This window comes from Ottowia sp. VDI28, assembly GCF_049532675.1.
In the GTDB taxonomy this organism is placed as follows: domain Bacteria; phylum Pseudomonadota; class Gammaproteobacteria; order Burkholderiales; family Burkholderiaceae_C; genus Ottowia.
The window spans coordinates 6,075,576-6,100,254 of sequence record NZ_CP149820.1; the positions used below are offsets into that span (position 1 = coordinate 6,075,576).

Annotated in this window: 25 protein-coding genes and 1 pseudogene; 7 read left to right on the top strand and 19 right to left on the bottom strand. The window is 62.9% G+C overall.

The window, feature by feature from the left end; genetic code table 11:
* Window positions 1–22 precede the first annotated feature (22 nt).
* The 4 genes from WJU18_RS28820 to WJU18_RS28835 all read right to left on the bottom strand — a co-directional run bounded on the left by WJU18_RS28820 (window position 23) and on the right by WJU18_RS28835 (window position 2,288).
* Window positions 23–493, bottom strand: coding sequence for a F0F1 ATP synthase subunit B (locus WJU18_RS28820; RefSeq protein WP_423457662.1), 471 nt, complete (start codon window positions 491–493; stop codon window positions 23–25).
* 36 nt (window positions 494–529) lie between these two features.
* On the bottom strand, window positions 530–778 hold the full coding sequence (gene atpE, locus WJU18_RS28825; protein ID WP_423457663.1) for a F0F1 ATP synthase subunit C: 249 nt from the start codon (window positions 776–778) through the stop codon (window positions 530–532).
* An 82-nt stretch (window positions 779–860) separates the two neighbouring features.
* Window positions 861–1,742 carry a F0F1 ATP synthase subunit A gene (gene atpB, locus WJU18_RS28830; protein WP_423457664.1) on the bottom strand — a complete coding sequence of 294 codons (882 nt, stop codon included), beginning with the start codon at window positions 1,740–1,742 and terminating at the stop codon, window positions 861–863.
* 21 nt (window positions 1,743–1,763) lie between these two features.
* Window positions 1,764–2,288 (bottom strand): ATP synthase subunit I, encoded by a 525-nt coding sequence (locus WJU18_RS28835; protein WP_423457666.1) that lies wholly within the window; start codon window positions 2,286–2,288, stop codon window positions 1,764–1,766.
* A 222-nt stretch (window positions 2,289–2,510) separates the two neighbouring features.
* Between WJU18_RS28835 and WJU18_RS28840 the strand changes: the two genes are divergently transcribed.
* From WJU18_RS28840 to lipA, 3 genes are all read left to right on the top strand, one after another.
* A complete protein-coding gene (locus tag WJU18_RS28840) occupies window positions 2,511–2,852 on the top strand; it encodes a YbeD family protein (protein ID WP_423457668.1) in 342 nt (113 codons plus the stop codon).
* A gap of 110 nt (window positions 2,853–2,962) precedes the next feature.
* Entirely contained in the window at window positions 2,963–3,646 is a 684-nt protein-coding gene (lipB, locus tag WJU18_RS28845) for a lipoyl(octanoyl) transferase LipB (RefSeq protein ID WP_423457670.1), read from the top strand.
* 28 nt (window positions 3,647–3,674) lie between these two features.
* Window positions 3,675–4,685 carry a lipoyl synthase gene (lipA, locus tag WJU18_RS28850; protein WP_423457672.1) on the top strand — a complete coding sequence of 337 codons (1,011 nt, stop codon included), beginning with the start codon at window positions 3,675–3,677 and terminating at the stop codon, window positions 4,683–4,685.
* A gap of 23 nt (window positions 4,686–4,708) precedes the next feature.
* Here the strand turns inward: lipA and WJU18_RS28855 are convergent, their stop codons facing one another.
* From WJU18_RS28855 to WJU18_RS28900, 10 genes and pseudogenes are all read right to left on the bottom strand, one after another.
* Window positions 4,709–6,310, bottom strand: a complete 1,602-nt coding sequence (locus tag WJU18_RS28855) for an FAD-dependent oxidoreductase (protein ID WP_423457674.1) — start codon at window positions 6,308–6,310, stop codon at window positions 4,709–4,711.
* 97 nt (window positions 6,311–6,407) lie between these two features.
* A complete protein-coding gene (locus WJU18_RS28860) occupies window positions 6,408–7,112 on the bottom strand; it encodes an ABC transporter ATP-binding protein (RefSeq protein ID WP_423461121.1) in 705 nt (234 codons plus the stop codon).
* A complete protein-coding gene (locus WJU18_RS28865; protein WP_423457676.1) occupies window positions 7,105–7,839 on the bottom strand; it encodes an ABC transporter ATP-binding protein in 735 nt (244 codons plus the stop codon). Before WJU18_RS28865 ends, WJU18_RS28860 begins: the two co-directional genes overlap by 8 nt.
* Window positions 7,836–8,819: a branched-chain amino acid ABC transporter permease gene (locus tag WJU18_RS28870; protein WP_423457678.1), complete on the bottom strand. Its 984-nt coding sequence runs from the start codon at window positions 8,817–8,819 to the stop codon at window positions 7,836–7,838. Before WJU18_RS28870 ends, WJU18_RS28865 begins: the two co-directional genes overlap by 4 nt.
* The gene (locus tag WJU18_RS28875; RefSeq protein WP_423457681.1) at window positions 8,816–9,694 is read right to left on the bottom strand and encodes a branched-chain amino acid ABC transporter permease; all 879 of its coding nucleotides are present in this window, start codon (window positions 9,692–9,694) and stop codon (window positions 8,816–8,818) included. Before WJU18_RS28875 ends, WJU18_RS28870 begins: the two co-directional genes overlap by 4 nt.
* 92 nt (window positions 9,695–9,786) lie before the next feature.
* A complete protein-coding gene (locus WJU18_RS28880) occupies window positions 9,787–11,037 on the bottom strand; it encodes an ABC transporter substrate-binding protein (protein WP_423457683.1) in 1,251 nt (416 codons plus the stop codon).
* Window positions 11,038–11,088: 51 nt separating this feature from the next.
* Window positions 11,089–12,323: pseudogene (locus WJU18_RS28885) on the bottom strand (serine hydrolase domain-containing protein).
* 4 nt (window positions 12,324–12,327) lie between these two features.
* Window positions 12,328–13,260, bottom strand: a complete 933-nt coding sequence (locus tag WJU18_RS28890) for a phytanoyl-CoA dioxygenase family protein (RefSeq protein ID WP_423457685.1) — start codon at window positions 13,258–13,260, stop codon at window positions 12,328–12,330.
* Window positions 13,261–13,317: 57 nt separating this feature from the next.
* Window positions 13,318–14,841, bottom strand: coding sequence for an AMP-binding protein (locus WJU18_RS28895; protein ID WP_423457687.1), 1,524 nt, complete (start codon window positions 14,839–14,841; stop codon window positions 13,318–13,320).
* 2 nt (window positions 14,842–14,843) lie between these two features.
* Window positions 14,844–15,689, bottom strand: coding sequence for a phytanoyl-CoA dioxygenase family protein (locus WJU18_RS28900; RefSeq protein WP_423457689.1), 846 nt, complete (start codon window positions 15,687–15,689; stop codon window positions 14,844–14,846).
* 127 nt (window positions 15,690–15,816) lie between these two features.
* Between WJU18_RS28900 and WJU18_RS28905 the strand changes: the two genes are divergently transcribed.
* Together WJU18_RS28905 and glpK are read left to right on the top strand one after the other, a co-directional pair.
* Window positions 15,817–16,581, top strand: a complete 765-nt coding sequence (locus tag WJU18_RS28905; protein ID WP_423457690.1) for a DeoR/GlpR family DNA-binding transcription regulator — start codon at window positions 15,817–15,819, stop codon at window positions 16,579–16,581.
* A gap of 26 nt (window positions 16,582–16,607) precedes the next feature.
* The gene (gene glpK, locus WJU18_RS28910; RefSeq protein WP_423457692.1) at window positions 16,608–18,101 is read left to right on the top strand and encodes a glycerol kinase GlpK; all 1,494 of its coding nucleotides are present in this window, start codon (window positions 16,608–16,610) and stop codon (window positions 18,099–18,101) included.
* Window positions 18,102–18,199: 98 nt separating this feature from the next.
* Here glpK and WJU18_RS28915 read toward each other — a convergent pair whose 3' ends face one another.
* From WJU18_RS28915 to WJU18_RS28925, 3 genes are read right to left on the bottom strand one after another with little or no spacing between them, the layout of a single operon-like run.
* On the bottom strand, window positions 18,200–18,616 hold the full coding sequence (locus tag WJU18_RS28915; RefSeq protein WP_423457694.1) for a hypothetical protein: 417 nt from the start codon (window positions 18,614–18,616) through the stop codon (window positions 18,200–18,202).
* Window positions 18,529–19,122, bottom strand: coding sequence for an alpha/beta hydrolase (locus tag WJU18_RS28920; RefSeq protein WP_423457696.1), 594 nt, complete (start codon window positions 19,120–19,122; stop codon window positions 18,529–18,531). Before WJU18_RS28920 ends, WJU18_RS28915 begins: the two co-directional genes overlap by 88 nt.
* A 7-nt stretch (window positions 19,123–19,129) precedes the next feature.
* On the bottom strand, window positions 19,130–20,041 hold the full coding sequence (locus WJU18_RS28925; protein ID WP_423457698.1) for a hypothetical protein: 912 nt from the start codon (window positions 20,039–20,041) through the stop codon (window positions 19,130–19,132).
* A gap of 235 nt (window positions 20,042–20,276) precedes the next feature.
* Here WJU18_RS28925 and WJU18_RS28930 point away from each other — a divergent pair, with 235 nt between their 5' ends.
* Window positions 20,277–21,197, top strand: coding sequence for a LysR family transcriptional regulator (locus WJU18_RS28930; protein ID WP_423457700.1), 921 nt, complete (start codon window positions 20,277–20,279; stop codon window positions 21,195–21,197).
* Window positions 21,198–21,310: 113 nt separating this feature from the next.
* Window positions 21,311–22,285, top strand: a complete 975-nt coding sequence (locus WJU18_RS28935; protein WP_423457702.1) for a Bug family tripartite tricarboxylate transporter substrate binding protein — start codon at window positions 21,311–21,313, stop codon at window positions 22,283–22,285.
* A gap of 13 nt (window positions 22,286–22,298) precedes the next feature.
* Here the strand turns inward: WJU18_RS28935 and WJU18_RS28940 are convergent, their stop codons facing one another.
* Entirely contained in the window at window positions 22,299–23,465 is a 1,167-nt protein-coding gene (locus tag WJU18_RS28940) for an acyl-CoA dehydrogenase family protein (protein ID WP_423457704.1), read from the bottom strand.
* Window positions 23,466–23,494: 29 nt separating this feature from the next.
* Window positions 23,495–24,670 carry an acyl-CoA dehydrogenase family protein gene (locus WJU18_RS28945; RefSeq protein WP_423457706.1) on the bottom strand — a complete coding sequence of 392 codons (1,176 nt, stop codon included), beginning with the start codon at window positions 24,668–24,670 and terminating at the stop codon, window positions 23,495–23,497.
* Window positions 24,671–24,679: the final 9 nt, after the last annotated feature.

A 24,679-nucleotide genomic window follows, 5' to 3' on the forward strand; every position in this document is an offset into this window, starting at 1 on the left:
TCCTTTGGGCGAGCCCTGATGATCAGAGCTCGGTCTTCAGGCGGGACAGCAGATCCGCATGCACCGTCGGGTTGACTTCCTTGCGAAGAATCTGCTCGGCACCTTTGACAGCCAATGTGGCCACTTGCTCGCGCAGAGTTTCGCGGGCGCGCACCACCTGTTGCTCGGCGTCGGCACGGGCGGCGGCAACAATCTTGTTGGCCTCTTCCGTGGCACGCACCTTGGCGTCCTCGATGATTTGCTGCGCACGGCGCTCGGCATCAGCCAAGCGAGCCGCGGTCTCGTTGCGCGAGGTAGACAATTCCTGCTCGACGCGCTTGTTGGCGGCGGCGAGTTCGGTCTTGGCCTTGTCGGCAGCGGCGAGACCATCGGCGATTTTCTGAGCCCGCTCGTCCAATGCCTTCGTGATCGGCGGCCACACGAATTTCATCGTGAACCAGACCAGGATCGCGAAGACAACGGCCTGCAGGAACAGGGTCGCGTTGATATTCACGGTTCGACTCCTTTCAGTCTCGAAAGGCTTAGCCGCTTAACCAAGGGTGAAGGGGTTGGCGAAGGCGAACAGCAGGGCAATAGCAACGCCGATCAGGAACGCAGCGTCGATCAGACCAGCCAGAACGAACATTTTGGTTTGCAGTTCGTTCATGAGTTCAGGCTGGCGTGCGGAAGATTCGAGGAACTTGCCGCCCATCAGCGCGATGCCGATGGAAGCACCGATGGCGCCCAGACCGACGATCAGACCACAAGCCAAAGCGACGAGGCCGAGAATGTTTTCCATGATTGCTCCTAAAGATAAAAAGGATAGTTAAGGGAAGGAAAGTAAAAAGCGAAACCAGATAGCAGTACTAGATCACAGGACCTTAGTGAGCGTCGTGCGACTGACCCACGTAGATCAGCGTCAGCATCATGAAGATGAACGCCTGCAACGTAATGATCAGGATGTGGAAGATGGCCCACACAGACCCCGCAATCACGTGCCCAACACCCAGCCAGAACCCGCCCGTCAGGGGGTTGAACTGCCAGGCCCATACGCCACCCATCAGGGCGATCAGCATGAAGACGAGTTCGCCGGCAAACATGTTGCCGAACAACCGCATACCGTGCGAAACGGTCTTGGCGATGTATTCGATGATCTGCATCAGCAGGTTGATGGGCCACAGCACCGGATGCGCGCCGAAAGGCGCGGTCACCAGTTCATGAGACCAGCCGCCAAGACCTTTGATCTTGAGGTTGTAGAAGAAGCAGATCAGCAGCACGCTCACCGAGAGGCCCAGCGTGGTGGACAGGTCGGCAGAAGGCACGACACGCTGATAGGCATGGTGATCGCCCACGGCAACCTGATAGCCGAGCGGCAGCAGATCCACCGGCAACAGATCCATGGCGTTCATCAGGAAAATCCAGAAGAACACGGTGAGCGCCAGCGGCGATACCAACTTGCGGCTCTTGGCGTTGTGGATCACGCCCTTGGCCTGGTTTTCCACCATTTCGGAAAGAATCTCGACCGCGGCCTGGAAACGCCCCGGCACGCCAGAGGTCGCCTTGCGGGCACCCAGCCACAGCAGCCAGCACCCCAGCACGCCCAGCAGAATGGACCAGAACAGGGAGTCCGCATTGAACAGGCTGAAGTCGATAATGGACTTCTGCGTGACCGGTTCAAAGGAGAAATTTTTCTGCAAGTGATGCAGGTGGTGCTGGATATATTCTCCAGCAGTCTGTCCTTGCGCAACGCCTTCAGCAGCCATACGTTACCAATTGTTCAAAGGTCAATCCATCGACGACGCTGGCCGGCGCCTTGCCGACATCAGCCACAAGGCTACCCAGGCAGCCTTGATCGTCACCACAAACCCGGCCAGCAAAGCCAGCCAATGCACCTGCGCCAGAATCTTCGGTGCCGCCAGCAGCAGCGCCAAAGTCAACGCAATCTTGATACCCTCCCACACCATCAGCGCCACCAAGGCACTGCCGGCGTTGGCCTGCATTCGCATTCTGCGGGCCACCATGCGAGCAAACAGCATCGCGGGCAACCACGCCGCCAGGGCGCCATAGACCGTGGACCACACCACGGACATCACGCCCCCAGACACCAGCCAAGCTACGGCCGAAACCGCCACTCCCACGCCCGCCTGCACCCAGACCACCGGCCAGGGAGACAACGGCGGATGCATTTCCCGCCACCGCCGCGCCTCCTCAGCGCTCAGGGGCTTGAAACCCTCTTCGGCGGCATTATCTGCATCATCAACAGGCAACGGCTGCACCCTGGAAGGCGCGGCTGGTGTGATGGTGGCCATTTTGGCTTTCACGCAGTTGACAATCAATGCAATGCGGCTTCCGCCGCGGTTGCACCTACGCCCCTGCGATTGCAAAGCCTCTTATTATAGGGTTAGTCCGAAGCCTCTACGGCTTTTTCCTACAAAACCGGTCGCCCTATCCTACATGGCTGCGCTATCTTGGTGCTGTGCAACAACAAACTTTCGCTCTTTTTAACATCCGCCTGTGACGAAAGCTCTTCCATGACATCCACGCCCCCAACCGATACCCCCTCCAGCGCACCCGGCACCCCCGAGCGCGAAGGCGTTCCGCTCACCCCGGATGCGCGGGAATCGCTCATCGAGTATCCGAGCGCGTTCCCCATCAAGATCGTGGGCGTGAACGAAAACGGTTTCGTGCACGCCATCACCCACATTGCCAAGCAGTTCGACCCTGCGTTCGACGCGGCGGGCATCGAGCTGCGCGAAAGCGGCGGCGGCAAGTACCTGGGCATCACGATTACGGTCACAGCCACCAGCCGCGAGCAGCTCGACGAGCTTTACCGGGCGCTCAGCACGCATCCGATGGCCAAGTGGGTGCTCTGAGAACGTGTTTACGTTCTGATGGTGAGCAGCACCGCTTTGTAATCGCCGTTTACCCTCACCCCAACCCTCTCCCGCAGACGGGAGAGGGAGTCAGATAGGATGCCAGGAGCATGGACGTTCGCTTTTTGGGCCATGTCGAATACGTGCCCACCTTCGAGGCCATGAAGCAGGCCACCGCCGCCCAGGCAGCGGACCAGCTCTGGGTATGCGAGCACCCGGGGGTTTTCACGCTCGGGCTGGCCGGCAGGCCGGAGCATGTGCTGGCCCCCGGGGAAATCCCCGTGGTGCCCACGGACCGGGGCGGGCAGGTCACCTATCACGGCCCCGGCCAGGTCGTGGCCTACCCGCTGATCGATCTGAAAACGCGGGGCATTTTCGTCAAGGAATATGTATATCGGATGGAAGAGGCGGCCATCCGTACGCTGGCGCATTTCGGCGTGACCGGGCATCGCGTGGGAGGTGCCCCCGGCATCTATATACGGCTGGACGATCCTTTCAGCCACGCCGCATTGCCCCAGCGCCCGCAGCGGCGGGAAGCTGGCACCCCCGCGCCGGAGCCGGAGCTCACGGGGCTCGGCAAGATTGCCGCCTTGGGGATCAAGGTGAGCAAGCACCGCACTTACCACGGTCTGGCGTTGAACGTGGCCATGGATCTGGAACCCTTCTACCGCATCAACCCTTGCGGCTACGCGGGGCTGAAAACGGTGGATCTTTCTACAATCGGGGTTTCCGCCACGTGGGACGAAGCTGCCCGCGAGTTGGCGGCGCAGCTATCCCGCCTGCTGGCGAACTAGCGGCGAGAAGAAACAGGAACCTTACCTTATGTCCACGCCCTCCCTCGGCCCGAACGCCCCCGTGGTGCGCGAAGCACAACCGGCCAGCGCCTACGACGCCACGGCCAAGCAGAAAGCCGGCGCCAAGCTTTCCCGCATTCCGATCAAGGTGCAGAACGATGGCCCGGCGCTGAAAAAGCCCGAATGGATCCGCGTGAAAGCCGGCAGCCCGAGCACGCGCTTCTACGAGATCAAGGACATCCTGCGCAAGAACAACCTGGTCACGGTGTGCGAGGAAGCCAGCTGCCCGAACATCGGCGAGTGCTTCGGCCACGGCACGGCCACGTTCATGATCATGGGCGACAAGTGCACGCGCCGCTGCCCGTTCTGCGACGTGGGACACGGCCGCCCCGATCCGCTGGATCCGAACGAGCCCGTCAACCTGGCGAACACGATCGCGCAGCTCAAGCTGAAGTATGTGGTGATCACCAGTGTCGACCGCGACGACCTGCGCGACGGCGGCAGCCAGCATTTCGTGGACTGCATCCGCGCGACACGGGAAAAATCCCCCAGCACACGCATCGAGATTCTCACGCCCGATTTCCGGGGCCGCGATGACCGCGCGCTCAATATCCTGACGGCCGCGCCGCCTGATGTGATGAACCACAACATGGAAACCGTGCCGCGCCTGTACAAGCAAGCCCGCCCGGGCAGCGACTACGCTTTCTCGCTCAACCTGCTGAAGAAGTTCAAGGCCTTGCACCCCGACGTGCCCACCAAGAGCGGGCTGATGGTGGGCCTAGGCGAGACCGACGAGGAAATTCTGCAGGTGATGCGTGACATGCGCGAGCACGGCGTTGAGATGCTGACGATCGGCCAGTACCTGGCCCCCTCATCGGCGCACATTCCGGTGCAGCGTTACGTGCACCCCGACACCTTCAAGATGTTCGAGGACGAAGCCTACAAGATGGGCTTCACACACGCCGCCGTGGGCGCGATGGTGCGCTCAAGCTATCACGCTGACCAGCAGGCGCAGGCGGCGGGGGTACACAAAGCCTGACAGGGACGCCCCCGGAGAAGGAATTACGGGGCTGGAACGGTCCCGTATTGCTGCGCGAGCGCGAGGAATGCATCGAGCTGCGGGTCGGTGTCCAGTTCCTCGCGAAGAATCTCCGCCACGCAGGGAGCCACCGAGGCAGCCTGCTTCGCGTCAAGAAACAGCATGCGGACACGGCGTGCAAGCACATCTTCCACATTGCGGGCATATTCATACCGCGCCGCAAAACGGACCATGCTTTCCGTGAGGCCAGGGGCAAGCCTGACCTGGGAGCCATCAAGAGACTGCACGAAATCTGCCTCGCTCCCGTAGGAGTGCAGCCCTTGAGGTTCGTTGAGCCCGTGCGCCTGCGGCGTCCTCGTGGCGCCCACCATCGGTAATTGCACCGTCACGCCTGACTCGCGGCGGGGCAGCAGCTTGTGGTCCATGCAGTGGTCGAGCACATCCTCGGCCATGGAACGATAGGTCGTCCATTTGCCGCCCGTCACGGTCACAAGACCGGTCCGGCTCACGAGAACCGTGTGCTCCCGGCTGATCTTCTTGGTATTGCCGGCATCATCGTCCTGGTGTTTCACGAGCGGGCGCAGGCCAGCCCAGATACTGCGCACGTCGGATACCTTGGGCGCGCGCCGGAGATAGCGCGCGGACTCTCCCAGAATGAAAGCCACTTCCTCCCGCATCGCGCGTGGCTCGAATTCAATCCTGTCCTTGGGGCTGTCCGTCGTGCCCAGGATCACCTTACCCAACCAGGGCACGGCGAACAGCACCCGGCCATCGGCCGTCTTGGGCACCATGAGCGCGTGGTCGGTCGGCAGAAAATCGCGATCGACGATCAGGTGAACGCCCTGGCTTGGCGCGACCATGGGCTTGACAGGACGGCCCTGCGCGGTCCCGTCCTGTTCGCGCAGGGTGTCCACCCAGACGCCCGTGGCATTCACCACGCAATGGGCACGCACCTCGAACCGCCGATGCGTTTCCGCATCTTCACAGACCAGCCCGCAGATCCGGTCATTTTCATACCTGAGCTCACTGACGGCACAGTAATTGACCACCAGCGCACCACGCTGGGCAGCCGTGCGCGCCAGGGCCAGCGCGAGACGCGCGTCATCGAACTGGCCATCCCAATATTTGACGCCGCCCTTGAGCCCGTCGCTCTGCACGGTGGGCAGGTCGCGCAGCGTCTCCTTGCGGCTAAGGAACTGGGTGGCCCCCAGTCCCGCCTTCCCCGCGAGCGCGTCATACATCTTGAGGCCAACGCCGTAGAACGGTGTCTCCCAGAGCTTGTAGGACGGCATCACGAATGCCAACGGCCGCGCGAGGTGCGGCGCGTTGTTGAGCAGCGTGGTGCGCTCATGCAGCGCTTCGCGCACCAGGGAGATATTGCCCTGCGCCAGATAGCGCACCCCGCCGTGCACCAGCTTCGTGGCACGCGAGGACGTGCCTTCCGCGAAATCGCGGGACTCGAGCAGTACCACCTTGAAGCCCCGGGCCGTGGCATCGAGCGCCACGCCCAGTCCTGTCGCGCCGCCGCCTACGACGGCAATGTCATATTCAATGGGTTTCCCGAGCCGGCCCAACAGCTCGGCTCGCGCCGTTTTCAACGGCGAAACATTCAATTCAGCGTCCATATAAAGCAACGGCTCAGTCACGGCCGGCCCGCGCCGAATCAGCGCAATGCCTCCGATGCGAGCGGCGCACGATCAGGCGCACCGCTCCTCCCGTTCATCAGATACCTAGATAGGCCGCCCGCAAACGTTCATTGCCAAGCAGTTCCTGGCCCGTGCCGGACAGGACGATTTCACCGTGTTCCAGCACATAGCCCCTGCCGGACATGTTCAGCGAACGGTGCACGTCCTGCTCGACGAGCAGGATGGTGATGCCTCGGTCGCGAACTTCAGGAAGCTTGTCGAAAATGAACTTGACCATGATCGGAGCCAGTCCGATGGACGGCTCATCCAGCAGCAGAAGCTTGGGGGACGTCATCAGCGCACGGCCAATGGCGAGCATCTGCTGTTCCCCGCCGCTGAAGGATCTTGCCAACTGATGGCGCCGCTCCTTCAGGCGGGGAAACATGTTGTAGATCCATTCGAGGTTCTCGCGCTGCCGGGCCTTGTCGCGCAGGATGTCGCCGCCGATGAGCAGGTTGTCCTCCACCGGCATGTGGCCGAACAGGCGGCGGCCCTCCATCACCTGAGCGATGCCGGCTCGCGCAATCATGTGGGGCTCCATCCCGTCGATCCGCCGCCCATCGAAATGGATCTCTCCTGCCTTGGCCGGCAATGTTCCCATGATGGCGCGGATCAGCGTGGATTTGCCCGCGCCGTTGGCCCCGACGATGCTGACGATCTCGCCCGCATCGACCTCGATGCTCACATTGCTCAGCACCTGCACATCGCCGTAACCCGAGTCCAGATTCTTCACCTCAAGCAACATGCTCGCCTCCCAGGTAGGCGGAGATCACCTGTGGATCGTTGGCCACTTCCGCCGGCAGGCCCTCCGCGATCTTCTTGCCGTACTGAATCACTACGATCTTGTCGGAAAGGTTCATCACGGCCTTCATGTTGTGTTCGATCACCAGAATGCTCACTCCGGAAGCGCGCAAGCTGTGGATCAGTTCCACCATCTCCGCGGTCTCGACGGTATTCAGTCCCGCCATGACCTCATCCAGCAGCAGCAGCTTGGGATTGGTCGCCAATGCCTTGGCGACCTCAAGCCGCTTTCTTCCTGAAAGCGTCAAGGTCTTGGCAACCTGCTCTTCGCGCCCGCCGAGGCCTACCTGCTTGAGGACCGCGGCCGCGAGTTCACGCGCCTCTTCGGGCCGGGGGTGATGCAGGAAAGCGCCCACCATGGCGTTCTCGATCACCGTCATCTCGCCGAACGGCTTGACGATCTGGAACGTACGGACCAAACCAGCCCGGCAGATACGAGGCGGATCGAATCCGTCTATGCGCCGGCCCTGGAAATGGATACGCCCATCTGTCGGCTTGAGAAAGCCCGAAGCCATGGCAAACAGCGTGGTCTTGCCCGCGCCGTTCGGCCCGATCAGCCCGACGATCTCATTTTCACTGACGGTGAAGCTCACGTCGTCGATCGCGCGCAAGCCGCCGAAGCTCTTGCCCACGCCTTCAAACTCGAGCAATTTCCCGGTCATCGTCATTGGATGGCTCCCTGCTTGGCCGGACGCTTGAACCAGCGCTGAAAGATAGCCACCAGGCCACGCGGCTCATACCAGATCACCAGCATCAGCAGCAGGCCATAGAGCATCATGTCCGCGCCGAGAATGCCGCCCGAGAACGAGCGGGCCAGCTCCTCGCTGGGCAACAGCAGCAAGGCCCCCAGGAGCGGACCCCATAGCGTGCCGCGGCCGCCGATGATGCAGACCACGGCGATCACCACCCCCAGATTGGCGCCAAACACCTTGTCCGGACTGATGAACAGCACGAACTGCGCATAGAACGTGCCTCCGATCGCCGTCATGGCGGCGCTGATCATGGCCGCGTAGAGCTTGTAGCGCGTGGTGGGCACACCCAGCGCCAAGGCGGCGTCCTGCTCGTTGCGGACTGCTGCCAGGTAGTAGCCAAAACGGCTGCGCAGAATGCGCCAGTTGATGAGGAGCGCCAGCGCCACGAACACCAGCGCGATCACGTAATAGAACTCCTTGCTCGTGGACTGGAATTGCCACGGCGCGTCGCGCAGCAGAGTCACTTCCATGCCGCGCGGGCCGCCCAGCAGGGCATCGGCGTTGTCCACCAGGATCCTCAGCACCATGGCGGATGCCATGGTCGCCAGCGCGAAATACGCGCCGCGCAGATGCAGGCTGGAAATACCCACGATCACGGCCGCAACGATGGCGAACGCCGCTCCGATCCACATGCCGATCCACGGGCTCAAGCCCAGGTTCACGAAAAACCAGGTGGAGGCGTAGGCGCCTATACCGAAGTAAGCGGAATGACCCAGGGACAGTTGCCCCGCGATGCCGCCCAGCACATTCCATGACAGCGCCAGGTAGGCATACAGCAGCGTCATCACCGCCACCGACAGCAGGTACTGGCTCCTGGTAAGCAGCGGCGCAATCGCCACGATGAAGATCAGTGCGCCCAGGAGCAACGGATGCTTGGAACCTTGGTTAGCCATCATTCGTTCTCCACCCCGAACAACCCGCTCGGCTTGAAGTACATCACACCGAGGAACAGCACGAAGATCAGCGACTCGGCATAGGTGACCGGAATCATTTGGCTGCCCACTGACTCAAGAACTCCGACGATGATGCCGCCCCAGAACGCGCCGGCAATCGAGCCGATACCGCCCAGGACCACGATCACGAAGGCGCGCAGGCCGAAGATGTCGCCCACGAACGGATTGACCGGGTACATCGGCAACAGCAGCGCGCCCGCAATACCCAGCACGCCAAGGCCGATGGCAAACGAAAGCTGATAAATGCGCTTGCTGTCGATACCCAGTACGCTCGCGGCCTCACGGTCCTGCCCGGTCGCGCGGATGGCGCGGCCGGCGGCGGTATAGCGCATGAACACCACCAGACCGATGGTCACCAGCGCTGCGATCACGAAACCCGCGATCTGCGGATACGTGAAGATCAGGTCACCCATCACCACCACGTCGTTCGCCCACGGGCTGTCGACTGTGCGGCTGTCAGGCCCCAGGAGAGCGAGCGCAAAATAATCGAGGAAGATCCACAGGCCCGTCGTGAAAATCAGCACGCCAATAGGCTCGCGCGCGGACTCCTTGCGATAGATACCGTCGATCAGAAAACGCTGGCATGCCCAGCCCGCCAGGAACAGCACGAGCGCCGCAATAGGCGCTGCGGCAAGGGGATGCAATCCCATACGGGCACAGGCGTAGTAAGTCACATACATCGCCATCATCAGAAACGAGCCATGCGCGAAGTTGATGATCTTCATCACGCCGAATTGAAGGCTCAGGCCAAGCGCGATAAGGCCATAAACCGCTCCGGTGGAAATGCCCCCGAGCAGTGCTTGAAGATAGGTGCTCAATGCGAATCCTCAAATGTAGAAACAAAAGCCGGCTGCCCGTGATTCCGAACCACATGGCAGCCGACAACGCGGCGGGAATGCCGAGGGCCTGATCAGTTCTTCGCTGCTGGCCAGGTCATCTTGTAGGACTTGGAGGCCAGGTTCTCGGGCCAGATCGTGCGGTACTCGCCCGTGGGCGTGATCTGCTGCATCACGTACCTCTTGAGGGGGTTCTGGCCCTTCTCGTCGATCACGATGTCGTAGCCCAGGAGCTTGTTCAGATCGGTGCCCTTGATGCTGGTCTTCGCCAGGGCATCGCGGATCGCCTGGGGCTCTGCCTTGCCCGCGCGCTCCAGCGCATCCTTGATCATCCAGACAGAGCCGTATGCGCTGACGGAAAGCTCGTTCGGCTCGACCTTGTACGCCCCCTTGAATTCGTCCCAGAATTTCTTGGCGAATGGCGTGGTGATGGACGATTCATAGCCTGCCCAGCCATTCGTCGTAAATACCAGCTTCGCGACATCCTTACCGACCTGCGGCAGGAAGCCGGAATCGATCTGACCGCCCGCGCTGCCGATGTAGGCCATTGCATCCACTTTCATCTGCACCAGCAGCTTGTGCAACTGCACGGCGTCGGCGGCGTAGGAAGTCACCGTGACGACATCGGGCTTACGCCCTTTGATCTTCAGCACCAGCGGGCGCAGATCGGGGCTGTTGGGCGGATAGCCTTCGTCCAGCACGATCTCCACGCCCTGCTCCTTGAATTTCTTGCGCAGCGTGTTGGCCATGTCCTGGCCCCAATCGGTGTTTTCGTAGACCATGGCCACGCTCTTCGCGGGCTTTCCGGTCGTCTTGCCGGCCCAGGCCACGAAATCGGCCATGCTCTCGGCATTGGATGACGCAGGCACCTGCGTTCCACGGAACACGTACTTGTATCCGCGCTCGGTGATGTCCGCCTTAGCGGCCAGATCCACCACCCATGGCACGCTGTACTTTTCAGCCACGGCGGTCGCGGGGAAGGTCACTCCGCTCTGGAAAGCTCCCAGCAGGACCGGCACCTTCTCGCGGGTGATCAGGCGTTCGGTTTCGGTGATGGCCACCTTGGGATCGCCGCGCGTATCGGACTCCAGCAGTTCCAGCTTGGCGCCGCCGAGAGACTTGATGCCGCCGGCTTCGTTGATGTGCTTCACGGCCAGATGCGTGGCGCGGGACATGTCCTTGCCGATGGCCGCTGCAGCGCTGCCCGACAGCGGAATCAGGTAGCCGATCTTGACCGGGTCGGCTGCATGAGCAGCACTAACGCCCAGCGCCGCGAATGTGCCTGCAAGGCAGGCGCGGACGATAAAGTTTTTACGGTTGATCATGAGTCATCCCCTTCTTGCTGATTAATGTCTGAAAATTCACGTCTGCCACATTCACGGCTGGGCAAGCACGCCGTAGAGAGCCTGGGTCAATCTGTGCGCACGCGAGTTGAGCAGCACGCCTGCACCCATGTGGTTCATCGTGTATCCAAATCCGATACGCTGCCGTGGCGAAGCGAATCCCAGGGAGCCGCCGGCACCTACGTGACCGAACGCATCCCTACCAAAGTTCGCGCTGTCGAGCCCGCGGGCACGGTTGTCCATGCTGCGCATGAAACCTGCTGCGAAGCGCGTGGGCACGAGCAGGCAGAGGTCTTCGTTCGTGGCGGATGACACCTCGCTCGCCCGCATCAGCGTTTCCTCGCCGATCACGCGCACGCCCCGACGCTCGCCGCCAAGCGAAAGTGCGCTGTACATGCGGGCAAGCGAACGCGCATTGGTAATGCCACCAGCCGCACCGATTTCCGCGGCGTGTCCGCGCCGTGAGTTGAAACCGCTCGGACGCCAGCCGCCCGTGTTGCGGAAGTACAGATTGCTGATGCTGTCAGGCTCGTTGGCAACCGCACGCTCGAATGCATTGCGCGGCCCATCTCCGGGTCTGGCCGGCACGATGGTTGCCACGCGCGGCTCCTCGCTTTCGGGCAGGCCGATCCAGAAATCGATCCCTAGAGGTACTGCCACGCGTTCCTGAAAAAATTGGCCCAGCGGCTGCCCCGCAGCCCGCCGGACGACTTCCCCACCAGCCAGCCAAAGGTCAGGCCGTGGTAGCCGACGCTGGTGCCCGGTTTCCAATAGGGCACTTCGGCTGCGAGACGCGCGGTCATCTCATTCCAGTCAAATGCCGCGCCATCGGGCAGCATTTCACGCAGCGCCGGCACGCCGGCGGAGTGATCGAGCAACATGCGCACGGTCACATCGGCCTTGCCCGCCGCAGCAAACTCGGGCCAATAGTGGGCGACGGGCGTGTCGATGTCGAGCGCGCCGCCATCCGCCAGAATGTGCGCACAAAGAGCCGTGGCCGCCTTGGTGTTCGAGAACACGACGCCGATGGTGTCCTGCTCCCATTGGCGCCGCGCCGTCAGATCCGCGAATCCGCCCCATACGTCGATGACGGTTTCACCCTCGAGCTCGACAGCCAGCGAAGCGCCCTGCTCCACATCGCGCTCGAAATTCTCGACGAACGCGTCCAGCACTGGGCGGAACCGTGGCGCGCAGTAACCCTGAACCTTCGCACCCGCGAGTTCCGCGCGCTCGAGTCCAAGGCTGACGTTGTGTTCCCGCATGGCCATGGAATCAGCGGGTCAACGGTGCGCAGGCACCGAAGCCCAGCAGGTACTTGGCGCGCTCGGACAGCGTGGGAATGACTTCCTTCGGCAGCGTGGAAGTGAAGTCCGCGAAGAAACGCAGCCAGGACACGTTGTAGTTGCACAGGATGGCGCGGCGCTGGCCTTCCGTGGAGTTCGGGCCCGAGCGGTGCCAGGTGTTGGACAGCCAGATCGCCACGGAGCCCGCGGGCGCGGTCAACGTGACTTCGCCTTCCAGCGGATCGCTGCCCCATGGCGGCGACTTGCGCAGCTTGTGGCTGCCGGGCATGACACGCGTGGCACCATTGTCCGCGGTGAAGTCGTCCAGCATCCAGACGTTCTGCAACGTCAGCGGGAACTCAGGCAACGGCTCCGCGATCTGACCCAGCGGCGCGTCCACATGCCATGCGCCGCCCCCTGTCTTGGGGCCGATGCTGGTCGACTGGAAATCATGCAGATTGCAGTCTTCTCCCATGACGTGCTGGACCATCGGCAGTACGACGGGATGCTCGATCAGCGGAATCAGCTCGGGCTCCTTGTTGAGCAGGTTCCACACGCGCTGCGACTGATCGTTGTCGAACAAGGTGGGCAGGTGCAGGAAATTCTTGGAGACCTTGCCGATCGGCATCGGCCAGCGCGCACCGCCGTTGTCGCGGCGGTACTGGTGAATGCGCGCCACCATGCGTTCGGCTTCGGCGTCGCTCACGGTGTAGTGCTTCTTGTAGTAGGCGCGGATCTCGTCGTCGTCTTCGTGTTTCTCGTTGTCGAGCGGCAGCGGATTGGCCAGCTCATGCGCCATGCGCGTGGCCACCACTTCGCGGATGCGCTCCAACTGGCCTTGATCAAGTACGTTCTCGATCACCGCGTAGCCGTCTTCGGCGAGCTGGTGCTTGAGCTTGTCCATATCGATGTTCTTCAGCATCTGTCTTCCTTTCATCGTCTATTGCAGTAAGCGGCGCAACCGGAGCGTCTGCACGCCCTAGGCCTCCACGGGTTTCAATTCCTTGCGCGCGAGCTTTCCGATAGGGGTACGCGGCAGCACCTCCGTGATCCCAATGCGCCTGGGTGTCTTGTAATGGGCGAGCCGGGAAGCGCAGTAGGCGCGCAGTTCTTCGGCGTCCGGCATGTGGCCCGGCGCCGGCGTTACCCAGGCATGAACCACTTGGCCAAGACGCTCATCCATCACCCCGAACGCGCCGCATTCGCCCACGCTTTCGCACTCCCGCAGCGTTTGCTCGATCTCGAGCGGATACACCTTGAACCCGCCCACGTTGATGGTTTCCTGACGGCGGCCTTGGATGAACACGTAGCCGTCCTCATCCTTGCGCGCCAGATCCCCCGTGTGGAGCCACCCGTCGCGCAGCACCTCCGCGGTCAATTCCGGGCTGTTGCGATAACCCGCCATAACGTGCGGACCGCGCACGCAAATCTCGCCGATGGAGCCCGCGGGCAGCTCGCCACCGTCCGCGTCCACGATGCGCAGTTCGCTGCCCGGTACCGGCAGCCCGACCGAGCCCGGCTTGCATTCGCGGTGAACCGGGTTGTAGGTCAGGCAAGGGCCCGCTTCGCTTTGCCCGTAACCTTCGTAGATCGGACAACCGGTGAGGCGCTTGAATTCCAGCAAGGTGCGCTCGGGCAGCGGTGCCGCGCCGGAATAGCAGGCGCGCAGCTGGCCGCCCTTGACCAGCCCGATATCCGGCTGCCGCAGCAAGTCATGAAAGATGGCGGGCGCGCCGGACATCAGCGTCACGCCCTCCCGTGCCAGCACCTGTACCGCGGCCTTCGCATCGAAACGCCGCTGAATGAGTAGCTCGGACGCCGCGAACGCGCTCAGATGCAGGCACATGGCCACTGCCGACACATGAAACAGCGGCATCGGGCAGAACATGATTTCCTCGCCGCGCCGCGTGGGCAGCCAGGCTTCGCGCTGCACCAGGTTCGCAGCAAGATGGCCGTGCAGGATATTCACGCCCTTGGGCACGCCGGTGGTCCCGCCGGTGTATTGCAGCGTCGCCAGATCGGAGTGCACCGGCAGATCGTCCGGCAACGGTTTTTGCGATGCGAGCAGCCGGAGGAAGCCGCAGCCGTTTCCGGTGCGCATGATCTGCTCCTCGGACAGCGTCGGGCACAGTGCGGCCACGTCCACGCGCACGCTGTCATCCGCCAGCAAAAGACAGGGGGCCGCGTCATCCAGCATCGCCTGCAGCTCGCGTTCACCGTAGCCGGGATTCAGCGCCACGACCTGCGCACGCAATGCGTGGATCGCGAACGTGGCAATCGCCAGATCAAGGGAGTTCTGCATCAGCAGCGCGACACGCTCACCGGGAGCCACCCGGGGCTTGAGCTCACTCGCAAGCGCGCCGACCAGCCCCGCGTATTCGGCATAGCGCAGGCGCTGCCCTTCGAAGCGGATGGCCCAATGCTGCGGGTAGTCCCGCGCAGCATCGTTCAGCAGGTGCACCACCGAAACCGGGACACCGGTCAGCGAACAGGAAGCCGGCATCTTCAGTTCTTGGCCGCGCGCTGCTGCAGCTTGCGATCCGTTGCTTCCCAGACGGTGGGACGGCCTTCCTGGCCCAGCAACTCGATCGGGTCATGGTTCTCGATATGGCCGTACTGCCCCTTATAGATGCCGTAGCCGCACAGCTCCTGCAACCGGCGCGGAAACTTGGCAGCCGTCTGGCGAGGAATACCCAGCTGCAGGTTCTCCTGCTGGCGTATCCAGCCCGCGCAGTAATAGCACGAGAGCGCATAGCGGCGCTCATCCGTGGTGTTCGCGCCACCCATGTGCCACAAGGCGCTGTCGAACAGCATCACGCTGCCGGACCGCATGGTGGCGGCAATGGTTTCGGTCTGCGCGCCGTAGGGAGGAGCGTGGTCCAGTTTGTGGCTGCCAGGAACAATGCGCGTGGCGCCATTGGCTTCGGTGAAATCGCTCAATGCCCACATGGCATTGAGCGCGAGCGGAGGGCGCGGACGCGGCAGCGTCAATTGCTGCGTATCTTCGTGCAAGGGCTGGGCGGTCTGGCCCGGCCCAAGCGTCAGGGAGCACAGCGATGAAAGCAGCAGTTCACGATCCAGCAGCAGTTCCGCGAGCCCCAGGACCGAAGGCTGCAGCGGAACGTCCCAGAACGCTTCGTCGTATGCCAGCAAATTGTTGATGCGGACCGTCTTGAACCCCTCGAACGAGGTCTTGGCATAACCAAAGCCATTGCGTTCTTCCACGGACAGCAGCGCGCCCTTCAGCATGGCGACCTGGTCCGGCGAAACTACATCTTCGAGCACCACATAGCCATCACGCTCGAAGCGCTGCTTCCATTCAGCGAGTTGCTCAGGGGTTGGGACGGTCATATCGTGGCTCAAGGCGGACTGTAAACAGTGTTGTCGAATTTTTTCTATTTTGTTCGTTTATTGTATTTATCTTCACTAGGGTAATCCCTAGGATTTGTTCGTTTCTTTTCCTTTAGGCTGCACTCCCATGATTTCAAACCCCCGTCTAGATCACTTGGTGGATGAAGTCCGGCGCCAGGGCTCCATGTCCGTGGAAGCGCTGGCCGACCGGCTTGGAGTGACCCTGCAAACCGTCCGCAGGGACGTCAAGCAACTCGCCCAGATGGGCGTTCTCGCGCGCTATCACGGAGGCGTGCGCCTGCCGGTCTCCACTACCGAGAACATCGAATACCTGCAGCGCAGGCAGCTCAACGAGGAAGCCAAGCGCGTCATCGCGCGCGAAATCGCCAAGGCGATTCCCGAGGGTTGCTCACTGATCCTGAACATCGGCACGACCACCGAGGCCATCGCGCGCGAACTCGTCCGCCATCGCGGCCTGCGCGTGATCACCAACAACCTGAACGTGGCGGCAATCCTGGCCGACAGCCCCGATTGCGAAGTCATTGTGGCGGGCGGCGTGGTGCGCTCGCGCGACCACGGAATCGTGGGCGAAACCGCCGTCGATTTCATCCGCCAGTTCCGCGTGGACATCGGCGTGATCGGTATTTCCGGCATCGAGCAGGATGGCACCTTGCGCGACTTCGATCTTCGTGAAGTCAAGGTAGCGCAGTCCATCATTGCCCAATCACGGGAGGTCTGGCTCGCCGCCGACAGCAGCAAGTTCGACCGCCGCGCGATGATCGAGCTCGCGCGGCTCGATCAGATCGACATTCTCTTCACCGACGCGCAGCCCCCCTCGCCGTATGCGGCGCTGCTCGCAGAAGCCGGCGTCAAGTGCGTGATCGCTTCCTGACGAAACCAGTATCCAGTATGGCAGGCATGTCCTATCTCCTCGCCCTAGACCAAGGCACATCCAGTTCACGCAGCATCGTTTTCGACCCGCTAGGCCGGATCGTCTCGCTGGCACAACGCGAACTCCCCCAGATCTACCCGCGCCCCGGCTGGGTGGAGCACAGCCCGGCGGAGATCTGGAACACTCAACTCGCCACCGCGCGTGAAGCGCTGAAAAAGGCCGGCATCTCCGCCAAGGACATCCGGTCCATCGGCATCACGAACCAGCGCGAAACCACCGTGCTGTGGAATCGCAAGACAGGTGTGCCGGTGCACAACGCCATCGTCTGGCAAGACCGCCGCGCGGAACCACTGTGCTCTGCATTACGCGAGCAAGGCATGGCCGCGACCATCCAGGCCAAGACCGGACTGCTGATAGATGCTTACTTTTCCGGCACCAAACTGCAATGGCTGCTCGACAACGTCAGCGGCGCACGCGAGCAGGCCGAGCGCGGCGAATTGGCGTTCGGCACCGTGGATTCATGGTTGATCTGGCAGCTGACGCAAGGCAAGCGCCATGCCACCGACGTAAGCAATGCCTCCCGCACCATGCTGTTCAATGTGCACGAGAACATGTGGGACGACGAATTGCTCGCGTGCCTGAACATCCCTCGCTCGTTGATGCCGGAAGTGCTGCCCTCCAGCGCCGGGTTCGGCGCGACCAGCGAAACGTTGCTTGGCGGCAGCATCGATATCGGCGGCGTCGCCGGTGATCAGCAGAGTGCCCTGTTCGGGCAGGCCTGCTTTTCGGCAGGCATGGCCAAGAATACCTATGGCACCGGGTGCTTCATGCTCATGCACACTGGCCATCACTTCCAGACTTCGCACAACGGCCTGCTCACCACAAGCGCCGCGCAGGCGCACCCGCACCCCGAGTTCGCAATGGAAGGCAGCGTGTTCGTGGGCGGCGCGGTCGTGCAATGGCTGCGCGACGGGCTACGCGCGATCAATACCAGCAGCGAAGTGCAGGCGCTCGCGGAAAGCGTTCCCGACTCCGGTGGCGTCATGCTCGTTCCCGCCTTCACGGGCCTTGGCGCGCCTTATTGGAAGCCCGACGCGCGCGGCACCATCACCGGCCTCACGCGCGGCACCACGCTCGCGCATATCGCGCGTGCATCGCTCGAATCCATTGCGTACCAGAGCGCTGCCTTGCTGCAAGCCATGAGCCGCGATGCCGTGGAAGCGGGTGGCGCGCCTGTCACGGAATTGCGCGTGGACGGAGGGGCGAGCGTGAATGACCTGCTCATGCAGTTCCAGGCCGATCTGCTGGGCATTCCCGTCGTGCGCCCGGCGTGCGTGGAGACCACCGCCCTTGGCGCGGCCTATCTCGCAGGGCTTTCATGCGGCATGTATCAGAGCACGCAGGAGCTTTCGGCGCTCTGGAAGGCGGACCGCCAGTTCATGCCCACCATGACGCGCACGCGCGCCACGGAGCTCATGTCGAACTGGGAGCACGCGGTGCGCCAAGCGACGGCCGAATAGCCATTGGAAAGGAACCGCAGGAGCGCAGCCGTGTCCCGGCATCCTGCCCCAACCTCTCTCGCTAGCGGAAAAGCCACGCGCTCAGAGAAGAAAGTCCTCTATCGGCAGGCACCCTCGAAGAAATCCAGTATCTGCTCGCCCAGCCAGTACTCGCCGGAATTGAAGTGGGCCATCATCGATACGTGGTTGTGATCGGCGAGCGTCACGTGCAGCGGCGCCGTGCCGCGGGCGCGCCCCACCGCCCAGGCAAATTCCAGTCCATAGAGGTCGAGCAGCGGATTCTCGAACTGGGCGTTCGCCACGAACACAGGCTGCCGAATCCGGGACGCGTGCGCCATTGGCGAACAGGCCTCGTAGGCGGCCGCATCGTCACCATAGTAGGCGCGCACGCCTGGCGCATTGGGATTGACGGGCAGCACGTCCGCTTTCAGGCGTGCCGACACCAGTACCGCGCAGGCCACGCCAGGTGACAGCGCGGCCAACTCGGGCCGGGGATCGCACAGCAGCGAGGCCACGTGCGTCCCCCCGCCGAATGGCCGAGCAGGCATATCCGGCTCGGGTCACCGCCAAACTCCGCCACACGTTGTTCAAGCCATCGACAGGCAAGCCCCAGATCGAGACTGCCGCCCGGATAGGGCGCCTCCGGCGCGAGCCGGTATTCCACATTCACGCCGACACAGCCCCTTTCAGCGAACCAGGTGAGCACGTTGCCATACATCTGGTCGTTGATGGTCTTGTCGCCGCGAACGAAAGCGCCGCCATGTACGAAGACGATCACGGGCGCACGGTTCGCGCCCGCTGGCCGGTGAATATCGAGCACCTGCCTCGGATACGGCCCGTAAGGCAGATCCCGAAGCACTGGAGCCCCCTCCCGGGAAGCCGCCCGCAGCAGCGGCAGGTAGAGCGCCTTGGTGTCGTCGCCCGCCACGCGGATATCACTTTGCCAACGCGGGCCGATCTCGCGCAGGCGCTCGGTCACATAGGCCGGACGCGCGCCTGCGGGGGAAATGGCGCAGTGCATGGGCGCCTCAGTGGGTGGTGACGGAATCGAGTTCGGGGATGTGCGGAATTTCGACACCATAGGCCCCCACGTCCTCGCGGATCTGCTGGATCCCCCGGCGGATGATGGGGATTTCTTCCTCGGGATGCGTGGCGCCAAGTCCATGCTCGGCGGCCAAGGCGCGGTTGCGGCCGGAGCGGACTCGTTCGTCGGGCGGTAGGTTCACCACGGCGTAGACACCGTTGAGCAGGCTGCCCCTCAGCTTTTTCGCCACTTTCTCGCCAATGATGCGCTTCTCATCAGCGGACAACTCGCTGAAGAAGCGGCGCATGATGATCCGGCCGAACTGGATATGGCGCGCCTCGTCGCGCAGGATCAGCCGGCAGGCTTCGCGGATCGAGGTAAAGCGCGCATTCTCGTAGCGCGCCTGCAGCAACTCCCCGGAAAGTTGCTCGAACAGGGTATTGACCGACAGGCCCGCGAAAAAGCTCATCGCTTTTTCGTCCTTCTCGTCGTGGAAGCGAGGGATGATGTCCTTGAAGTAATCGGCTCTCGGCGTGGGCTCATAGGCATGCAGATGCTCCGCAATCCGGAAACTCGCTTCGTGGTGCCGGAGCTCCTCGGCGATGAAGTTGGTGATGTGCTGCTTCACTTCGAAGGGCTGGTGCTGGAAGATGGCGTCGCGCAGCCGTTCGGCGCCATATGGTGTCGCGCCGTGCTCCATCCAGGCCCGCAGGCTCCACCACTCGGCGCCGGCACGGCGCACTTCGGGCGGGAGTTCCGCCTGGGTCAGATCGCTGTAATCGATGTCGGCGACCGGGTCCCACGCCAGCTCCCTTGCTTGGGTACACAGCCGCCATACCTCGGGGTACTCGATCTGGGACACCACCGGATAGGGGTTCGGTACCTGGGCAATTTCTTCGAGCAGCGATGCTTGCATGGGATGGTCCTTTTTGATGGGCGGCTGGCACTGAAAGATCCCGCGCCACGGAAAAGCGCGGACCGGTACAGCCCGGTGCCGGTGGGGTTTGCCTATGCTAGGTAATCGCTTCTGATACAGCCAATACTATTTTCATCATTTGGTTATTCGTCATTTGTATTGACCAGGCCGGACGTGTCTGACTTAATGGGGCGGAACAACCCATCCATCCCCACAGACTTCAACAGGTTTTTTCATGCTCGAGCTTCGCCTGGCGCGTCAGTTTGTCGTGGTGGCCGAGGAATTGAACTTCCGCCGCGCCGCGGAACGCCTCCATATGTCTCAGCCGCCGCTGTCGGTGGCCATGCAGAATCTGGAAGCCATGATCGGCACGGTTCTGCTCGACCGCAGCAAGCACCATGTCCGGCTGACGCCCGCGGGCCAGATGTTCTACAAGGACGCATTGCGTTTGCTACAGCTTTCAGAGCAAGCAATCGAGCGGGCCCGCCGCACCGGCGAAGGGCTGGAAGGCGCCTTGCGGCTATCGTTCGTCCCCAGCTCGGCGCTGGATGTACTGCCTGCCATCTTCAAGCAGTTCCAGCTCAACTACCCCACCGTACAGCTCCGGCTCACCGCCGAGACCACCTCGCGCCAGCTGGAGGATCTGCGCAGCGGACACACCGACCTCGCGCTGGTAGTGGGACCTGTGTACGACGCCAGGGGATTGCACCTCGTCGATCTTCAGCCACAGCACTTCGTCCTGGCCGTGCCGTCCTGGCACCCGCTCGCGCAGAGGCAAAGCGTCAAGATGAGGGAATTGGCAGCCGAATCCTTCGTGTCCTTTCCCAGCTCGGAGGGCGCAGGCTTCGTCGCAGCGCTGCTGGGCGCCTGCAAGGCCGCGGGCTTTCTTCCCAGAGTGGTGCAGGAAGCCTCCCAGATGCAGGCCATCCTGACACTGGTGGCAGGCGGCCTGGGCATCGCGCTGGTGCCTTCCGCGATGCGCCGTCTCCGTATGGAGGACGTCTGCTTTCTGGAAGTCGCGGACACACGCTCACCTCCCACCTACGGGCTGGTCTTTGCCTATTCGAACCAGAACGACAACCCGGTGGTGCCCGCCTTTCTGTCCATCGCGCAGCGGTTGGTGAAAAGCGGGGCGGCCAAGCGCGGCACCCGGTAATTCGCAGCCTGTATCAACACCCCTGCCCATCGGTATTAGACAAGGACGGCAGGTATTCCGATTATTTCAGGCGCAACACGCGATATGTCCCACGAGCTTGGAGAAAAACCTACATGAATCGTTTTCGGCGCTTAAGTGTTTCGCTGGCCATTCTGTCCGCCGCGCTGGGGTTGCCCGCGCTGTGTGCAGCGCAGGCGTTTCCCGCCCGCCCTGTGACGCTGGTCGTCCCCTACCCTGCGGGAGGGTCCGCAGATATCCTGGCACGCACAGTGGGGCAAAAGCTCTCGGAAAAATTGGGGCAGCCTGTCGTGATCGAAAACAAGGGCGGCGCCGGGACGGCCATCGGCGCGCGGCATGTGGCTGAAGCCGCGCCGGATGGCTATACGCTGCTGCTGGGCACCGTCAGCTCGCACGCCATCAATCCCGCGATGTCCAAAGTAGGGTACGACCCGGTACGCGACTTCGTGGCCGTGGCCCCGCTCGGCTCCATTCCCTTCGTGCTGGCAGCCTACCCGGGCACGCCTTACCAGACCCTGCCTGAACTGCTGGCGGCAGCCAAACGGCAACCCGGCACCATCAGCTACGCCTCGGCGGGACCAGGCACCTCCAATCACCTGGCAGGTGAAATGCTCGCGAGCGCGGCCGGCATCAAGTTGATGCATGTGCCCTATCGCGGCAGCGCGCCTGCGCTGGCAGATGTATTGGCAGGACATGTGCCCCTGATGTTCGATTTGCAGGCGACTTCGGCGGCCTACGTGCGCCAGGGCAAACTCAAGGCCCTGGCCGTGACCGGCGCACAACGCAGTGCCTTGCTGCCCAATGTGCCAACAGTCGCCGAAAGCGGCCTGCCAGGGTATGAAGTCAGTGCCTGGTTCGCGGTCTTCGCACCCGCCAAGGTACCGTTGCCGGTACAGAAGCGGTTGTCTGACAGCTTGACCGAAGTGCTGCACGCGCCAGACATGCTCCAGAAGCTGCGCGAACTCGGTGTCGAACCGGACGCCCGGTCCCCAGCCGAATTCAATGCCTATGTACGCGCCGAGGCTGAGAAATACGAACGCGTCGTCAAGGCCGCGGACCTCGCCCGCTGACAAGCCCTTTCGATCAGGCGTAGATTGCCTCTCCCGCGGAGACCGCTTCGGCCAACCGTCCCAGATGCTCGAACCGGTCTCCCAGACGCCGCTCGATGCCCAGCAGGCGCCGCACCTGATGCGACAGTGCCAACTCGTCGGTCATGCCGATGCCACCGTGGATCTGGACGGCCTGCTCGCCGACCTGGCGGCAGGCGGCGCTCACCTGGGCCTTACATGCCGACAAGAGCAGCCGCCGGCGCTCCGGCGAGGCCTCGCGCGCGGGTCCGAACTGATCCGCAGCCATCCACGCAAGCGAGCGCGTCAGCTCCACCTGTGTGAACATATCGACCAAACGGTGCGCGATCACCTGGAAGCTCGAGAGCGGCTTGCCGAACTGACGCCGCGTCCCGGCATATTCGCGGGTGGATTCCAACACGGCCTGCAGTGTGCCCACGGCTTCCATGCCGGCCGCGGCGATCAGCAGCTCGTGCGCGGCCTCGATGGCAGCGAAAGCGCTGCCTTCGGCACCCAGCCGGGCACTGGCGGGCACCGCCACACCCTCCAGCACCATGTCTGCCCAGGGCTCCCCGCAATGGCCTTCATGCCGGGCAAAGCGCATACCCGCCGTGCCGGCCTCGACCACGAACAGGGAGATGCCTTCCGCATCGCCTGGAGCGCCGGAAGTGCGCGCAGACACCAGCCACCGGTCCGCCGAATCGCCGAAGGGCAGCGCGCACTTGGCACCGTTCAACCGATAGCCCTCTTTTACGCGCTCTGCCCTCGTACTCACGCAGCGCAGGTCGTAACGGGCGCCGTGCTCCGCATGCGCGAGCAGCGTCAATGCCCGGCCATCGGCGAGAGGCGGCAGCCAGCACTCCCGCTGTGCCTCATCGCCCAGCGCCAATAGCAACTGTGCCGATGCCAGCGCCACTTCCTGATAGGGCTCCGTGACGAACTGTGCGCCCATGGCTTCGACGATCGGCAGCGCATCGGCCACCGGATAGCCAAGCCCGCCCGCGGACTCGGGAACGAGCACCCCGAGCCACCCCATTTCCGCGAAACGCGCCCATAACGCGCGATCGAAAGGCACCTCTGTACCCTGATGCTGGCGCCTGTGCCGCGTGAAATCGCACTGCTGCGACAGAAAACGCGCCGCACTGTCATGCAGCGCGCGTTGTTCGTGTGTCTGGATCTCCACTCGCTTGTCTCCTTGCGCTCTTTCCGCTCTTACAAACCGAGCGCAAACTTGGCAATGATGTTGCGCTGGACTTCGTTGGAACCACCGTAGATGGACAGCTTGCGCCAGTTCAGGTATTGCCTGACCAATGAGGCAGGGGGTGCCAGTGGCTCCTCCGCCGGGGCGGACTCTGCATTCGGCTGATAGGGGCCAAGCGCCTCCACCAGCAGCGCCGACAGGTTCTGCGCGATCTCCGTGCCGCGGATTTTCAGGATCGATGGCTCCACGCCCATGCTGGCACCGGCCTGTGCGGCGGCGATAAGCCTCAGCGTGGTCTTCTCCAGAGCCAACAGATCGACTTCGGTTGCGGCGATGCGTTCGGCGAAACGAGGGTTGTCGAGCAGGCGCCGGCCCAGCATATCTGGCTGGGCCGCCATCCGTTTGAGCAGCGCCAGCTCGCGCAGCGAGCGGCCGATCTTGCCGGCATTGAAGCGCTCATGCCCAAGCAGAGCCTTGGCGTAGGTCCATCCCTTGTGAAGCTCGCCCACCACGTTCTCGAGCGGCACCCGCACCTGATCGAAAAAGACTTCGTTCACCTCGTGCGTGCCGTCCAGCAGGATCAGGGGGCGCACGCGGATGCCGGGCGTGTCCATGTCCATCAGGACGAACGAAATGCCCTCCTGCTGCTTGGCCTCGGGATCGGTCCGGACCAGGCAAAACATGCGGTTCGCATACTGGGCATAGGTGGTCCAGGTCTTCTGCCCGTCGATCACGAGGTGGCCGCCTTCGACGACACCGCGCGTCCTGAGCGAAGCCAGGTCTGAGCCGGAACCCGGCTCGGAGTAGCCCTGGCACCACCAATCATCGCTGGCCAGGATGCGCGGCAGGAAATACGCCTTCTGCGCCTCTGAGCCGTGCTGCATCAGGACCGGGGCAAGCATTTTTGGACCGAAGGCGAACACCTCGGGAGCACCTGCCAGCCAACATTCTTCCTCGAACACATAGATCTGCCGCGGCGTCCAGCCTGTGCCGCCAAGAGGCACGGGCCACCCCGGCGCCAGCCAGCCGCGGGCATTAAGTATCTTCTGCCACCCGACCAGATCGTCCTTGGTCAGCACGGCGTGTTCAAGGACTTTCTGGCGCAATGCCGGCGGCAGCGCCTCGCGCAGGAAACCGCGCACCTCCGCGCGGAATCCGGCCTCGGCTTCTCTGTTGAACATCTGCATGGTTCTGGA

Bases quoted from the DNA above. Each gene is read 5' to 3' on its own strand.
- atpE (WP_423457663.1), bottom strand. From the start codon at position 778: ATGGAAAACATTCTCGGCCTCGTCGCTTTGGCTTGTGGTCTGATCGTC.
- atpB (WP_423457664.1), bottom strand. From the start codon at position 1,742: ATGGCTGCTGAAGGCGTTGCGCAAGGACAGACTGCTGGAGAATATATC.
- WJU18_RS28835 (WP_423457666.1), bottom strand. From the start codon at position 2,288: ATGGCCACCATCACACCAGCCGCGCCTTCCAGGGTGCAGCCGTTGCCT.
- WJU18_RS28840 (WP_423457668.1), top strand. From the start codon at position 2,511: ATGACATCCACGCCCCCAACCGATACCCCCTCCAGCGCACCCGGCACC.
- lipB (WP_423457670.1), top strand. From the start codon at position 2,963: ATGGACGTTCGCTTTTTGGGCCATGTCGAATACGTGCCCACCTTCGAG.
- lipA (WP_423457672.1), top strand. From the start codon at position 3,675: ATGTCCACGCCCTCCCTCGGCCCGAACGCCCCCGTGGTGCGCGAAGCA.
- WJU18_RS28855 (WP_423457674.1), bottom strand. From the start codon at position 6,310: ATGGACGCTGAATTGAATGTTTCGCCGTTGAAAACGGCGCGAGCCGAG.
- WJU18_RS28865 (WP_423457676.1), bottom strand. From the start codon at position 7,839: ATGACGATGACCGGGAAATTGCTCGAGTTTGAAGGCGTGGGCAAGAGC.
- WJU18_RS28870 (WP_423457678.1), bottom strand. From the start codon at position 8,819: ATGATGGCTAACCAAGGTTCCAAGCATCCGTTGCTCCTGGGCGCACTG.
- WJU18_RS28880 (WP_423457683.1), bottom strand. From the start codon at position 11,037: ATGATCAACCGTAAAAACTTTATCGTCCGCGCCTGCCTTGCAGGCACA.
- WJU18_RS28890 (WP_423457685.1), bottom strand. From the start codon at position 13,260: ATGCTGAAGAACATCGATATGGACAAGCTCAAGCACCAGCTCGCCGAA.
- WJU18_RS28895 (WP_423457687.1), bottom strand. From the start codon at position 14,841: ATGCCGGCTTCCTGTTCGCTGACCGGTGTCCCGGTTTCGGTGGTGCAC.
- WJU18_RS28900 (WP_423457689.1), bottom strand. From the start codon at position 15,689: ATGACCGTCCCAACCCCTGAGCAACTCGCTGAATGGAAGCAGCGCTTC.
- WJU18_RS28905 (WP_423457690.1), top strand. From the start codon at position 15,817: ATGATTTCAAACCCCCGTCTAGATCACTTGGTGGATGAAGTCCGGCGC.
- glpK (WP_423457692.1), top strand. From the start codon at position 16,608: ATGTCCTATCTCCTCGCCCTAGACCAAGGCACATCCAGTTCACGCAGC.
- WJU18_RS28920 (WP_423457696.1), bottom strand. From the start codon at position 19,122: ATGCACTGCGCCATTTCCCCCGCAGGCGCGCGTCCGGCCTATGTGACC.
- WJU18_RS28925 (WP_423457698.1), bottom strand. From the start codon at position 20,041: ATGCAAGCATCGCTGCTCGAAGAAATTGCCCAGGTACCGAACCCCTAT.
- WJU18_RS28930 (WP_423457700.1), top strand. From the start codon at position 20,277: ATGCTCGAGCTTCGCCTGGCGCGTCAGTTTGTCGTGGTGGCCGAGGAA.
- WJU18_RS28935 (WP_423457702.1), top strand. From the start codon at position 21,311: ATGAATCGTTTTCGGCGCTTAAGTGTTTCGCTGGCCATTCTGTCCGCC.
- WJU18_RS28945 (WP_423457706.1), bottom strand. From the start codon at position 24,670: ATGCAGATGTTCAACAGAGAAGCCGAGGCCGGATTCCGCGCGGAGGTG.